Source organism: Nocardia sp. NBC_00508 (genome assembly GCF_036346875.1).
Classification (GTDB): Bacteria; Actinomycetota; Actinomycetes; order Mycobacteriales; family Mycobacteriaceae; genus Nocardia.
Genome location: NZ_CP107852.1, coordinates 859,127 through 872,361, shown reverse-complemented (window position 1 = coordinate 872,361; position 13,235 = coordinate 859,127). Strand labels below are relative to the sequence as shown.

Below are 13,235 nucleotides of genomic sequence, written 5' to 3'. Positions count from 1 at the left end.
CCTGGAACCCGATACGCCCGTACCGAATCGACGTCCGTGACCGGAGCATGTGCCCGCACGCTCGACCACGGTCGTCGACTGTCTGTTCGCTTCTGGAGTTACGTTCGTGACCACGCCACACTTCCCGCCGTCCGCTTCCACGAGCGGCTGCCCTGTCCAGCACGGTTCGCCGATCGACACCGACGGACCCCGCTACGCGCTGTATTCGGAGGAGTACGCGGCGGATCCGCATCGGGCCTACCGCGAGATGCGCCGCAAATACGGTCCCCTCGTCCCGGTGGAGCTGGCGCCGGGTATCCCCGCCACCTTGGTGATCGGCTACCACACGGCGCTGCGCATCCTCAATGACCCCGAGCATTTTCCGGCCGACCCGCGTACCTGGCAGAAGGGCATTCCCGGTGAGTGCCCGATCCTGCCGATGCTGGAGTGGCGGCCGAACGCACTGCGCAGCGCGGGCCTGGAACACTTGCGCTACCGGCAGGCGAACGTGGCCAGTATCGCCGAGATCGATCTGCACGCCCTGCACAGCACCGTTGAGCGGATCGCCATCCCGCTGATCAACGCCTTCTGCGAGGACGGCGCGGCGGATCTGATCAGCCAGTACGCCTTCCCGCTCACCTTCTCGGTGCTCAACGCCATGCTCGGCTGCCCGCCGGAGATCGGGCAGCAGGTCGCGACCGGTATGGCCGCCATCTTCGAGGGCGTCAACGCGGACAAGGGCAACGCGATGCTCACCGACGCGCTGTTCGAGCTGGTGCAGCTGAAGCGGAAAGAACCTGGCGACGACGTCACCTCCCGGCTGCTGCGGCACCCGGCGGGCCTGGACGACGTGGAGATGATCCACCAGGTGGTCACCTTGTACGGTGCGGGCATCGAGCCGCAGCAGAACCTGATCGTCAACACCCTGCGCCTGATGCTCACCGACGACCGGTTCGCGGGAAACTTTCTCGGCGGCAGCCTTTCGACCCGCGACGCCCTCGACGAGGTGCTGTTCAACGACCCACCGCTGGCCAACTACTGCGTCAGCTACCCGAAGCAGCCGATCCTCATCGACGGCGTGTGGTTGCCCGCGCATCAGCCGGTGCTGATCAGCATGACCGGCTGCAACAACGACCCCGCCATCGGCGTCGGCGAACGCACCGACAGCCGCGCGCATTTGTCCTGGAGTGTCGGCCCGCATGCCTGCCCCGCTCGGTCGGCCGCCTACCTGGTGGTGCAAGACGCCATTGATCAACTTCTGGACGCGCTGCCCGAGCTGAGCTTGGCCGTCGCGCCCAGCCAATTGACCTGGCGGCCAGGTCCGTTCCACCGCGCTCTGGTGTCCCTGCCCGTCGTCTTCCCGAAATCCCCTCCGTTGACAGTGTTTTAAGGAGACCAGATGGACACACAACCCCTAGTACTCGACCCGACGGGCGCCGACATCCAGGGCGAGTCCGCTCGACTCCGCGCGCGTGGACCGGTGGCTCTCGTCGAGCTGCCCGGCGGCGTGCGCGCGTGGTCGGTCACCGACGCCGACCTGCTCAAGCGGCTGCTGACCGACTCGAGGGTGTCGAAAGACGCCAGGCAGCACTGGCCCGCGTTCATCAACGGGGAGATACCGCAGGACTGGCCGTTGTTCCTGTGGGTGGCGGTGAACAACATGTTCACCGCCTACGGCGCCGATCATCGCAGGCTGCGCAAACTGGTCGCGCCCGCGTTCACGCACCGCCGCACCCAGGCGATGCGTCCGATGATCGAGCGGATCACCGCGGACCTGCTGGACGAGCTCGCGGCGATCCCGGCGGGTGAACCGGTGGACCTGCGCGAGGGTTTCGCCTACCCGCTGCCGATTCAGGTGATCAGCGCGCTGATGGGGGTGCCGGAATCCCTGAACGCCGGTCTGCGCAAGTGCGTCGACGGCATCTTCGACACCTCGCTCAGCCCTGAGGAATCCCAGGCCAACTATATGGAGATGTACCGGATCCTCGGTGAACTCGTCGTCTACCGGCGCGAGACGCCCGGTGACGACATGACCAGCCTGCTGATCTCGCATCGCGACGAGGACGACGGGTCGCAGCTGACCGAACAGGAGCTGATCGACACGCTGCTGCTGGTCATCAGCGCCGGGCACGAAACCACGGTGAACCTGCTCGACCAGGCCATCTTCGCGCTGCTGACCCGGCAGGACCAGCGTGCCGAGATGGGCGAGGGGCGTGCGGCCTGGACCGACCTGATCGAGGAGGCGCTGCGCTTCGAGGCGCCGGTGGCGCACCTGCCGCTGCGCTTCGCCGCCGACGACATCGAGATCGACGGCATTCGCATCGCCAAGGGCGAGCCGATTCTCGCGTCCTACGCCGCGGCCAACCGTGATCCGAAGCTGCACGGTGCGACCGCGGACGACTTCGACGTGCGCAGGCCCAGCAAGGAGCACTTGGCCTTCGGCTACGGGGTGCATCACTGCCTGGGCGCGCCCTTGGCCCGGCTGGAAGCCGAGATCGCCCTGCCCGGCATCTTCCAGCGCTTCCCGAAGATGCGGCTGGCCGCCGATCCGGCGGAACTCGGCATGGTGTCCAGCTTCATTTCCAATGGCCACGCGAAGCTCCCGGTCTACCTGAAGCCCGCGGACTAGCTCCGGTTGTCGCCGATGTGCCCCCGGACGTGTCCGGGGGCAGGTCAGCGCACTGCCTCGGCCCTGCCGGTCTTGCGGGCTCGGGCCAAGCCGCGGCGCGCGAGAAAACCATTGGCCAGCAACAGGATCGTCTTGTTCGGCGGCGCCTTGAACCCGGCCGCGGTGTGCGGCGCGTATACCGCCGCCGTGCCGGAGACCTCGAGCCAGCCGGTGCACTGCCGTGATTCCAGCCCGATCAGCTGCGGCCGATACGCGTGTGCCAGCAGTCCGGCGCGGCGGCCGCCCTGCGGCACGCCCGCCGGGACGGTCATGACGATCCCGCCCCCGGCGTGGGCGCGCCGGTCGCTCGATCCGGCCACCTGTACCGGGACGACCGCGGGGTAGCCGTCGGCCTGCCGGTAGGCGAGCAAGCGGTGCGGCAATTCCGCCACCCGCGCCGCGGTCTTCGCGACATCCACGCGCGCGCCGGCGCCCTTCGCGGGCGGTCGCTGCGGTTCGGGCTCGACAGATGGCGATGCGGCGCCGAAGATCTCGGGCGTGCCCGCGGCGTCGAGATCCGGCCACACGACGATCCGTTCGACCATCACCGTCACCAGCACCCGGTCGGCGTAGTACGCGTGCAGCCATCGATCCCAGAACACACCGCGCCGCGGTCGGCCCAGGTAGGGCACCGACTGGTCGCCGATGCGGTCGAGCGCGTCCTGGTCCGGTGTCGGATCGAAACTCGCCGTCCCCTGCACGAGTACGAATCGTGGGTTGCCGAGATCGCCGATGCCGTGCTCGCGTGCGTGATACGCCAGCGCCACCCTCGGGTCCCGTTTCATTCGTTCGAGCTTGCGCCCGAACCCGAGCGACGTTGTGAACCCGACCGTCCCCGCCGTCCGGTCGCGCAGCCCGATCGGCGACACCGCCGACACCACCGCGCCGCCCGCCGGCGTCACGTACGCCACCGCACAGGTCAGATCGCCACGGAGTACCTCGTCCACCTCGTCCGGCCAGGTGACTGCCATGGGCGGAGCTTACTGCCTGCTTCCGGCCGCACCGTGGAATCCGTTTTCGGCGGAGTGTTCATCGCTCGGGGTGTTCGGAACGCAGTGCTGGATCGGCCGCGTCCTGGTCGGCTCGGAGACTGGTCGACACGACGATCGCCTTCTGCGCAATGCCATCGAGCGTGTTCGGTGGACGGCACGCGCGGTTCGGTTCCGTGGCGGTTCGTGGGAGGATTTCGACCAGTTCGGGGCGTGTGGGGCGCGGTCGTGTACCTGCAAGCGCAGGTGCACAACGCAATGTGGCAATCGCCACGCGGCATTTCCAGTGACGGTACGGAAGTTGTTGCTGTGGACTATCATCCACGGGATGTAGATCAGAAAGCGCTGATCTACACAGCCGTCGCATGGGCACCTCATCCCGGCTGGCGTCACCGTCTCAGACGCTCTGCCGCCGCAGTTGCAGGGTGAGCCGTGCCCGGCCCGGAACGCTTGCCCGAAGATCGCGTGGGCATCCGGGGAGACGTCTCATCACGCTGGGAGGATCGATGACTTCCGAAGAGCGGACCGCAGTGTTCGACGCGGTGGTCGCGGCGGCGGACTATCCCGTGCTGGTGGTCACCGTCCAGGCCGATGGGCGGCGCGCCGGATGCCTCGTGGGCTTCACGACGCAGGTGAGCATCGAGCCGCGCCGGTTCCTGGTCGGACTGTCCAAACGCAACCACACCTATCGCGTGGCCCAGCGCGCCGAGCGGCTGGCGGTGCATGTGCTCGGCAGCGAACAGCTGTCGCTTGCCCGGCTGTTCGGCGGCGAGACCGGCGACGACCTCGACAAGTTCGTGCACTGCGACTGGACCTCGGGTCCCGACGGCGTGCCCGTGCTCAGCACGGTGCCCAGCTGGTTCAGTGCCCGCATCCGTGACCGGTACGACTTCGGCGACCACGTGGGAGTACTGCTGGAACCGGAGGGCGGCGCGATGGTGCGCCGCGCCGCCGAGACGCTGCGCTATCACGCGGTGGCCGACCTGGCCGCCGGACACGCGGTCTGAGTCGGGCCGAGTCCCGACGCCGACCTCGGTTCGGTGCGTGCGCGAGTCCGAAGCGGTCGGCGAAGCCGGACAACTCGTCGCGTCACCGACGTCACCGCAACGCTGAACCTTCTCGTCGACGTCAAGGCAAGTCGGTGTGAATCGTCGTCCGATGGCGAAAAGGCGGACATACCGAACGAACCGGACGTGACGAGTTCACTTGCCGCCACTACACTGCGCGCTTTGTGAGGATCGGCGCGGCGCCCGGAGCGCGAAAAGAGCATTACGTCTGGGGTGCGGCCACCGTCATCGGGGTGATCGCCGGGTATGTGGCGGTGCTACTCGGCGACGCGAGGCACTACTACACCGACGACACCGAGGCGCAGTACGCCCCCATGTGGGTCGCGCTCGGAGAGCTGTTGCGCGATGGCCGATTTCCCGCTCTCGTCCCCCACGAATGGATGGCGGGCAACTACACCCTGGAAGAGGCGGCGCTGTTCAATCCGCCGCAGCTGCTGGTCTATCTGCTCGCGCCGTCGATAGACGATCTCGCCGCCTACGCGACGGCGGTGAAGCTCGTCTTCTCGATCATCGCCGCACTCGGCGTGTTCCGCATCTGCCTAGCCTACGGCGCGCGGCCACGCTGGGCCGCGGTCGCGGGTATCGCGTTCCCGCTGACCGGTTGGTTCCTGTTCTTCGATCAGGCCAGCTGGTTCACCCCGCATGTCGCGACCGCCTGGATGGTGCACGCGTGGGCGTCGGCGGTGCGGTATGCCCGTGGTCGGAGTGGGCCGTTGCCGGTCTTCGTCTTCCTGTATCTGACGCTCACGGTCCAATATGCCTTCCCGGCAGTGGAATCCGCGCTGGTCATCGCCGCGGTCGCGGCCGGAGAGGTCGTGCATCAGCGACGGTGGGCACCCACGGTGCGACTGTGCCTTGCGGCGGGTTGCGCCGCGCTCACCGCGGCGATCGCGAATCTGTCCGGGATTCTGTCCTCCCAGGTGACCTGGCGGGGCAGCGTCCAGATCCACAACGATCCCTTCCTGACCGTGCCGTGGTCGGAATCGCTGAATGCGAGCCTGCCCAGCACCACGCCGGCGTTCACCGCCTGGTGGGGGCATGTCCAGCCACTGCCGATGGTCTATATCGCCTGGTTCCTCATCCCGGCGCTCGCGTTCATCGACTGGCGGGCCGCGCGGGCGGCGGCACGGGAGTTCAGTGGTCTCGCCTTCTTCGCGACCGCGGTGCTGATGTGGACGGCAGGGCCTGGGGCCATCGGACCGCTGCGCTGGCCCGCTCGTGTCCTGCCGATGCTCGCCGTGGTCCTGCTCGTGCTGGTCTGCGTCTTGCTCAGTCGCTACGGCGCTTTCGCCGCCTCGCGCCGCCGCGCCACCGCCGCCGCCGTGCTGGTCGGGCTGTTGTTCGTGCGGTCGGTTTCCGCGGCGCCGGACCTGGTGCTGCGTCATGTGGTCGCGGCGCTGGCGGTCGGCGCGCTCGGCGCCGCCGCGGTGTGGCTGGCCCGCAACCGCGGCACCGTCGCGGCGTGCGCGCTGACCGTCGTCGCCATGTTCCCCATCGCCTACGAGCAGGTTCGAGGCGCGCCGATGACGCCGATGTCCTATGACTTCCCGGAACGGCGTTCGGCAATGCGGGCGGCGTTCCCCGATTTCGACGGCCTCACTCTGCAATTGGCCGACCGCGCCGCCGTGCGGCCCGAGGACAGGAACCTCGCTGGCGCTTACGGCTCGCTGGCCATCGGCAACTACGCGAAGGCCGTCGGGCTCGACTACGTCAACGCGTACACGCCCATCGGGCATGCCGCCTTCGCGGGCATGTTGTGCATGGCCTGGGACGGCAGCACCTGTCCCGACGCGTACCGTCGCGTGTTCGCGACCGAAACTCGAACGGGGACGACCATCGTCGATCTGATGAAGGTCGACCGGGTGGTCCTGCATCGCGTGCAGTACCCCGACGCGCGCGACCGTCCCGCGCCCCCGGGCTGGCGCTGGGCCGACTATCCCGGACACGAACGCCACATCTGGGTGCTGGAACGCGCCGACGGCCGCGTGTCGACGCGTAATGGCCCGATCGCCCACACCGCGGGCGTGACCGCTGTGTCGAGCGATTCCCTCGACGACATCACCGTCCGAGCCGTGGTCAGCTCGCCGAGCGGCGGGCGCGTCGTGTTCGCGCGGCTCGCCTGGCCTGGCCACCGGGTCACCCTGAACGGGCGGGAGCTGGCCACCCAGGCGATCGGAGGCGTGTTCCTCGCTGTCGACATCCCGGCGGGCACCGACATCGCGGAGCTGGTCGTCGACTGGCGCCCGCCCGGCAGCCGGATCGGCCTCGTGACCACCGCTGCCGGACTCATCGGACTCGTCCTGTTGCAATGGGCCTACCACCGGACCCGGCGGCGCGCCACGGACGAGCCGATCGAGACTCCGCAGATCCCGGCCCCGGCCGAACCGGCAATGGTGGAAGCAACCGAACTGGCGACCGTGGAAGCCTGAGCCGAGCATTCCCGCCGGGAACGTCTATCGCGTGCGCTGCGCGCCCGCGTCGACGAGGTGCTGGCCGGAGTGGGCGGCTGACGGGCCTCACCGTCGTGGGCGCAGGCCCTCGATCAGGTGTGTGGTCGTCTCGTCCAAGAGTTCGTCGGCGGCCTCGGCGGCGATCACGCCGGAGCCGACGAAGGTGGCCAGGCCCTGCAATGTGGCGACGGCGGACAGCGCGATGCGGCGCGGGTCGCCCACGATCACCTCGCCGTGTGTCTGCGCTTCGGCGATGAGCGAGATCGGGGTAGCGAACGCCGCGTCCACGGCCTGGGACATCGCGTCACCGGCGGCGGGGCTGTACCTGCGTGCGAACATCAGCGCGATGAGCGCCGGGTTCTCCGTCGCGAAGCGGAGATAGGTCCTGGCCAGTGCGCGGATGTGCCCGTCGAAGGAGTCCGTGGCGGCGGTCCGCGCCAGGGCAGCGGCGAGGCGTTCGAATCCGGACACCGCGATGGCGTCCAGCAGCGCCTGCTTGTCCTTGAAATGCCGGGTCGGGGCGGCGTGGCTGACACCGACGTCGCGGGCAAGTCCACGGAGCGACAGACCGTCCACCCCGGACTCGCGCAGTGTCGCCTCGGCCCGCTGCAGCAACTCGGCGCGCAGGTCGCCGTGGTGGTAGGAGCGGGCTCGGATGATCGCCATGGTGTATGCAGGATAACAAAATGTAGGCATTGCCTACTTTGTAGTCGGTGACTACATTTGCCCGCATGACGGTTCGGACCTTCACCGCCCCGATCGCGGTGCTGATGGTTTTCGCGGCGCTGCTCGCCACCATGTATCTCGGCTACTCCGGCAATACCGAGGAGAACCTGCACGACTTCCCGGTGGCGCTGGTCAATCAGGACGTCGGCGACACGATCGACGGCAAGCCCGCCGATATCGGCGCTCAGGTCACCGATGCCCTGGTCGCGGGTATCTCGTCGGAGAAGATCGACCTTCGCGTCGTCGGCATCGCCGAGGCGCGCAAACAGTTGCAGTACGGCCGGGTCTACGGCGCGATCGTCATCCCGTCCGACTTCACCAAACGGCTGGCGATCCTCGGCGCCGCCGCCGTGGTGCCCGGCGAGATCGAGCGGCCGGTGATCACGGTCCACACCAACCCCCGCATCGGCCCGTACACCACCGGGATCATGCAGCGTATCGCCGACCGGGCGTTGAACCAGGTGGACGAGACCGTCGGCAAGAACCTGACCGACCAAGTGAACGCTGCCCTCGCCGGGACTCCCGGCGCGCCGACCGAGCTCAGCGGCGCCACCCGGCTGATGCTCACCGATCCGGTGCAGATCGTCACCGCGCCCTACCGTCCTATGGAGGATTCCGCCGGGCAGGGTCTCGTCGCCTTCTTCTACACCCTGATCCTGCTGTTGGCGGGCTTCACCGGCGCCATGATCATCCACACTCTCGTCGACTCGGTACTCGGCTTCACTCCCACCGAATACGGCCCGCGGTTCGTGCAACCGCCGGCCACCGGGATCTCCCGCTTCCGCACCCTGCTCGTGAAATGGGCGATCGTCGCCACCGCGGCGCCGATTCTGTCCGGGATATTCCTCGCCGTGGCAACGGCCTTGGACATCCCGCTGGGCAGCCCGCTGCTGCTGTGGCTCTACGGAATTCTGGCCATCATCGCGGTCGGCGTGACCGCGCTGGCCGTCCTCGCCGCCTTCGGCACCGCGGGACTGATGGTCAACCTGGTGCTGTTCGTCGTGCTCGGCCTGCCGTCTTCGGCCGCAACGGTCCCGCTGGAAGCGACGCCCGCCTACATCGCGAATCTGGCCGCGTTCGAACCCATGCACCAGATCTACTTGGCCGTGCGCGCCATTCTGTTCTTCGATGCCCGGGTCGAAGCCGGTTTCGGCCTCGGCCTGTGGATGACGCTGCTCGGCCTCGGTGTCGGCCTGCTCCTCGGCGCTGTCGTCACCCACTCCTACGACCGCCGCGGCCTGCACCGCGTGACGGCCCCGGTCGATACCGCGGTGGTCATGCGTGCGCCCGCCGTGGCTGGATGATCCGCATCAGGGCGTAGGCAGTCCGGCCGCGTTGCACATGGCGGCGCATCGGCGTTGGGCGGCGGATCGATCGCCGAGCAGCTGGATCTCCTGGTCGACCGCCATTCCACCGCTCAATCGCCGAGGTGCCTACGTAAGGCGTCGAGCCGACCGTCCCAGTCGCGGGCCAGTGCGGCCAGAAACTGTTGCGCCACTTGCATCGGAGCGGAGCTGAGCCGGTATCGGATCCGGCGCCGCTCTCCGGGTTCGGCCGTGACCAGGCCGGCGTCCGCCAGCAGGGCGAGGTGCTTGGCGATTGCTTGCCGCGTGATCGGCAGCCGGTCGGCCAGATCCGTTGCCGTGGCCGGACCGCCGGTTGCCAGCGCGGCGAGGATGCCGCGCCGGCTCGGGTCGGCCAAAGCGATGAAGACCTGCTCCGCGATCGCCTCGATCTCAGGCGGCGTCAAGGTATTCGACCAGCTCACCCAGCTCGCTCGCCCAACCCTCGGTGTTGCCGTCGAACGCCTTGCGATATTCATCCGGCGGCAACTGGGCGAAGCCGGTCTCCACCACGGTCAGCCGAGTTCCGGCGCCGACCGGCTCCAGCGTGAATTCGACATAGGTGCGGCGCGGATCGTCGTCCGGCAGGCCGTAGATGTGCCACGTGAACCCGAACGCCGTCGGCTCCTCGACCCGTTCGATGCGCATGTCCACCTTTTCGCCACTCTTCCATGACATTTCCGCCCTGCCCCCGGGACGCAGGTCGATCGTTGCCGCATGACCGAACCAAGTGCCGAGTCCCTCGGCTGTGGTCAGCGCAGCCCACACCTTCGCGGGCGGGTGTGCGAGCTCAACGGTCCGCACGATGTTATCGGGGAATCCCATAACAGCCTCCAATCTATAGCAACCATTTGGTTGCCACTTACAGTATTGCAACCAGATGGTTGCGTCAAGCGGCGATCGTCTGTCCGACCGTGCGGCGGTCGAGCAATCACCGGTGGGCTGGCCGAGGGAAGCATCAAGACCAGGGAACATGTCGTGGACGGCGGTGTCGCCTATTTCGGTGAAACACCGAACATGCTGTTCACCGGTGCCAACACCGGCAAACTCGTGCTCGCGGTCTGGAGCCATACTGTCCAGGTGGCCGATACAGAGGAGCTTGCCTGTCTCGGCTTCTCCCGTCGACGGGAAGGCAGCTGGACATGCAGAGCAACGGCGCAGAACTGCTCGCGAGGATCGCGGGAGGGCTGAGCCGGCGTGCGCTGGCCTTGTCCGAACAGTTGACCGAGCAAATGCTCGCGATCGAGCCGGAGTTGCGCGGCGACAGCCGAGTGGAGGCTCTGCTGCGCGCCAGCGTCACCGGCAACGTCGTGATCGCCTTGCATGTCTACGAGCTGGGGCTGGACATCGACGAGATCGATGCGCCTGCCGAGGCGTTGGAGTACGCCCGTCGCCTGGCCCAGCGCGGCACTTCGATCACCGCGCTGCTGCGGGCATACCGCATCGGGGAGCGACTGTTCACCGAGCACTTGCTCGGTGAGATCACCGCCGCGACGAGCGACCCCACGCTGGTCACGGCGGCGGTGGCTGTAATGACCGACCGCTCGTTCGCCTACATCGATCGGGTCTCCCAGCAAGTCGTGACCGCCTACGAGGACGAGCGGGACCGGTGGCTGCAGAACCAGATGGCCGTGCGCACCGCTCGGGTGCGCTCGATCCTGTCCGGACAGCGCGTCGACCCGGGTGACAGCGAACTCGCGCTGGGGTATCGCCTCGACCGAACCCACTTGGGCCTGGTCGTCTGGTTCGACGCGGGCACTGGTCGACTGCGTGCGGCCAAACAACTGGCGACGATCATCGCCGATCAGCTGCACTGCCAAGGGCAACCGCTGCTGATCCCGGCCGACGAATCGACTCTGTGGGCGTGGCTCCCGCAACCGGAACTGGACATGGACCCGGCCGCGGTGAGCACGCCCGAGGCGACATGGGTCGCGGTGGGCAGACCTGCCGCCGGGCTGGAGGGCTTCCGACTGACCCATCGCCAAGCGGCGCAAGCGCAGGTGGTCGCGATGTCCGCACCAGCACCGCAGCGTGCGTCGGTGTCGTGTTCGGCGCAGGTCGGGCCGATCGCGCTGATGTGCACGGATTTGGCCGCCACGCGGGCATGGATCAGCGAAGTCCTCGGGCCACTGGCGCGTGACGACGATGCCACGGCACAGCTGCGCGAGACGGCGCGTGTCTTCCTGGACACCAGCGGCAGCTTTCAGACAACGGCCGAGCGGCTGGTCCTGCACCGCAACACCGTCCAGTACCGGATCCGCAAGGCGGAGGCGGTACTGGGGCATTCGCTGCGGGAGGGCCGGCTGGACATCGAGGTCGCCCTGCTGGCCTGCCGATGGCTGGGGTCGACAGTGCTCCAGCCCATGGGTGGCTGATACATCCGTCGTGCGGTGCGCACGATCGCGCCGGAGATCTTCATGCGGCCGCCATATGGTCCAGGTCACATCGCCTTCTTAACGTGGCGTTCACGCAAATGAGCTGCTGCGTCAGCAAGGAGATCGACATGCACTTCGCTGCCCTCCCGGATGTCCGCGCCGGGAGCTTGCCCGCCAACCCCTGTCTCGCCGACGACAACCTCGGGCGGATCACCAACGCCGAGTTCCTCGACCTCGTGCAGAAGTATGCCGATCGGTTGTCGAAAGCCGGGATCGGTGTCGGCGACGTTGTCGCCGTGATGCTGCCCAACCGGCTCGAATTGATCGTGGCATTGTTCGCCGCCTGGCGGCTGGGTGCCGCGGCGACACCGATCAATCCGTCGCTGACCCCGGCCGAGGTGACATATCAGCTGAACGATTCCCGCGCTCGGGCACTGGTCTGCGCTGACGACAGCGAGCCCAGCGATGTCACTGTGCCGCAGCGGCTTGCGGTGCCGGAGCTGGATCGGCACGGAGGCCGCGTCGGTGGCGCGGAGGCGACCGAGTTCTCGAACGACGCCCTGGCGTTGATCATCTACACCAGCGGCACCACCGGACGACCCAAGGGCGTCGAGCTCACGCACGCGAACATCATGGCGATGGCCGAGATGATGGTCGCGGGCATGCGACTGACCGCTGACGATCACAGCCTGCTGATCCTGCCGCTGTTCCATGTCAACGGCATCGTGGTCAGCGTGCTGTCGCCACTGCTCGCCGGCGGCCGGACCACCGTCGCGGGCCGGTTCTCACCGCACACCTTTTTCGACAGGGTCGAGGCGGCGCGGCCGACCTATTTCTCCGCGGTGCCGGCCATCTACGCCATGCTGTCGGCGCTGCCTCCCACTACGCGGCCCGACGCCTCCTCGGTCCGGTTCGCCCTCTGCGGTGCGGCTCCGATGCCTGTCGAACTGCTCACCCGGTTCGAGCAGCGCTACGGTATCCCGATCTACGAAGGCTATGGCCTGTCGGAGGGGACGTGCGCGAGCACGAGCAATCCGCTCGACGGTGTCCGCAAACCCGGCACTGTCGGCATCGCGCTGCCGGGACAAGAAATCGCCCTGGTCGACAGCGATGGCAATTTCCTGACCGACGGATCGATGGGCGAGGTCGTGATCAAAGGCCCGACGGTGATGCGGGGATATCTGGGCCGGCCCGAGGAGACGGCGAAGGTGATCGTCGACGGCTGGCTGCACACGGGAGACATCGGCCGCATCGACGCCGACGGCTACCTCACCCTGGTCGACCGCATCAAGGACATGATCATCCGCGGCGGAGAGAACCTCTATCCCAAGGAGATCGAGTCCGCGATCTACACCCACCCGCAGGTGCTCGAGGTCGCTGTGATCGGACGACCGCATCCCGTGTACGGCGAAGTGCCCGTCGCCTTCGTGTCCTATCGCGACAGCGCCGCGGTCGAGCCGGAACAGATGCTCGATCATCTCCGGAAGTCCCTGGCGCAGTACAAAATTCCCGACCTGATCGTGACCGTGGACGAGATCCCGAAGAACCCCGTCGGGAAGATCGACAAGCGGATTCTGCGCGCCCGCTCGGTCGAAGCGCGCCTCTGACAGCCCCTCACTTCTCGCCTCGAAAGACCTC

Annotated in this window: 11 protein-coding genes; 7 read left to right on the top strand and 4 right to left on the bottom strand. The window is 67.7% G+C overall.

Features of this window, described 5'->3' with window-relative positions; translation table 11 throughout:
- Positions 1 to 106 precede the first annotated feature (106 nt).
- Complete coding sequence (locus OHA40_RS03730) at positions 107 to 1,369, top strand: cytochrome P450 (protein ID WP_330231673.1); 1,263 nt, start codon at positions 107 to 109, stop codon at positions 1,367 to 1,369.
- A gap of 9 nt (positions 1,370 to 1,378) precedes the next feature.
- Positions 1,379 to 2,608, top strand: coding sequence for a cytochrome P450 family protein (locus OHA40_RS03725; protein WP_330231672.1), 1,230 nt, complete (start codon positions 1,379 to 1,381; stop codon positions 2,606 to 2,608).
- A 44-nt stretch (positions 2,609 to 2,652) separates the two neighbouring features.
- Here the strand turns inward: OHA40_RS03725 and OHA40_RS03720 are convergent, their stop codons facing one another.
- Entirely contained in the window at positions 2,653 to 3,618 is a 966-nt protein-coding gene (locus OHA40_RS03720) for a pyridoxamine 5'-phosphate oxidase family protein (protein ID WP_330231671.1), read from the bottom strand.
- Between the two features lie 524 nt (positions 3,619 to 4,142).
- On the opposite strand from OHA40_RS03720, the gene OHA40_RS03715 reads away from it, so the two are divergent.
- Both OHA40_RS03715 and OHA40_RS03710 read left to right on the top strand, forming a co-directional pair.
- Positions 4,143 to 4,643: a flavin reductase family protein gene (locus OHA40_RS03715; protein ID WP_330231670.1), complete on the top strand. Its 501-nt coding sequence runs from the start codon at positions 4,143 to 4,145 to the stop codon at positions 4,641 to 4,643.
- A gap of 224 nt (positions 4,644 to 4,867) precedes the next feature.
- Positions 4,868 to 7,132 (top strand): hypothetical protein, encoded by a 2,265-nt coding sequence (locus tag OHA40_RS03710; protein ID WP_330231669.1) that lies wholly within the window; start codon positions 4,868 to 4,870, stop codon positions 7,130 to 7,132.
- 87 nt (positions 7,133 to 7,219) lie between these two features.
- Here the strand turns inward: OHA40_RS03710 and OHA40_RS03705 are convergent, their stop codons facing one another.
- Complete coding sequence (locus OHA40_RS03705; protein WP_330231668.1) at positions 7,220 to 7,819, bottom strand: TetR/AcrR family transcriptional regulator; 600 nt, start codon at positions 7,817 to 7,819, stop codon at positions 7,220 to 7,222.
- Positions 7,820 to 7,884: 65 nt separating this feature from the next.
- Between OHA40_RS03705 and OHA40_RS03700 the strand changes: the two genes are divergently transcribed.
- Positions 7,885 to 9,183, top strand: a complete 1,299-nt coding sequence (locus OHA40_RS03700) for a YhgE/Pip domain-containing protein (protein ID WP_330231667.1) — start codon at positions 7,885 to 7,887, stop codon at positions 9,181 to 9,183.
- 113 nt (positions 9,184 to 9,296) lie between these two features.
- On the opposite strand, the gene OHA40_RS03695 is transcribed toward OHA40_RS03700, so the two are convergent.
- Both OHA40_RS03695 and OHA40_RS03690 read right to left on the bottom strand, forming a co-directional pair.
- Positions 9,297 to 9,629, bottom strand: coding sequence for an ArsR/SmtB family transcription factor (locus tag OHA40_RS03695; RefSeq protein ID WP_330231666.1), 333 nt, complete (start codon positions 9,627 to 9,629; stop codon positions 9,297 to 9,299).
- Positions 9,616 to 10,047, bottom strand: coding sequence for an SRPBCC domain-containing protein (locus OHA40_RS03690; RefSeq protein ID WP_330231665.1), 432 nt, complete (start codon positions 10,045 to 10,047; stop codon positions 9,616 to 9,618). Before OHA40_RS03690 ends, OHA40_RS03695 begins: the two co-directional genes overlap by 14 nt.
- 317 nt (positions 10,048 to 10,364) lie before the next feature.
- Here OHA40_RS03690 and OHA40_RS03685 point away from each other — a divergent pair, with 317 nt between their 5' ends.
- Together OHA40_RS03685 and OHA40_RS03680 are read left to right on the top strand one after the other, a co-directional pair.
- Positions 10,365 to 11,597: a PucR family transcriptional regulator gene (locus OHA40_RS03685; protein ID WP_330231664.1), complete on the top strand. Its 1,233-nt coding sequence runs from the start codon at positions 10,365 to 10,367 to the stop codon at positions 11,595 to 11,597.
- 128 nt (positions 11,598 to 11,725) lie between these two features.
- Positions 11,726 to 13,204 carry a class I adenylate-forming enzyme family protein gene (locus OHA40_RS03680; protein ID WP_330234027.1) on the top strand — a complete coding sequence of 493 codons (1,479 nt, stop codon included), beginning with the start codon at positions 11,726 to 11,728 and terminating at the stop codon, positions 13,202 to 13,204.
- Positions 13,205 to 13,235 lie beyond the last annotated feature (31 nt).

Excerpts from the sequence above, each read along its gene's own strand:
- OHA40_RS03725 (WP_330231672.1), top strand. The coding sequence starts at position 1,379 with ATGGACACACAACCCCTAGTACTCGACCCGACGGGCGCCGACATCCAG.
- OHA40_RS03720 (WP_330231671.1), bottom strand. The coding sequence starts at position 3,618 with ATGGCAGTCACCTGGCCGGACGAGGTGGACGAGGTACTCCGTGGCGAT.
- OHA40_RS03715 (WP_330231670.1), top strand. The coding sequence starts at position 4,143 with ATGACTTCCGAAGAGCGGACCGCAGTGTTCGACGCGGTGGTCGCGGCG.
- OHA40_RS03705 (WP_330231668.1), bottom strand. The coding sequence starts at position 7,819 with ATGGCGATCATCCGAGCCCGCTCCTACCACCACGGCGACCTGCGCGCC.
- OHA40_RS03700 (WP_330231667.1), top strand. The coding sequence starts at position 7,885 with ATGACGGTTCGGACCTTCACCGCCCCGATCGCGGTGCTGATGGTTTTC.
- OHA40_RS03690 (WP_330231665.1), bottom strand. The coding sequence starts at position 10,047 with ATGGGATTCCCCGATAACATCGTGCGGACCGTTGAGCTCGCACACCCG.
- OHA40_RS03685 (WP_330231664.1), top strand. The coding sequence starts at position 10,365 with ATGCAGAGCAACGGCGCAGAACTGCTCGCGAGGATCGCGGGAGGGCTG.
- OHA40_RS03680 (WP_330234027.1), top strand. The coding sequence starts at position 11,726 with ATGCACTTCGCTGCCCTCCCGGATGTCCGCGCCGGGAGCTTGCCCGCC.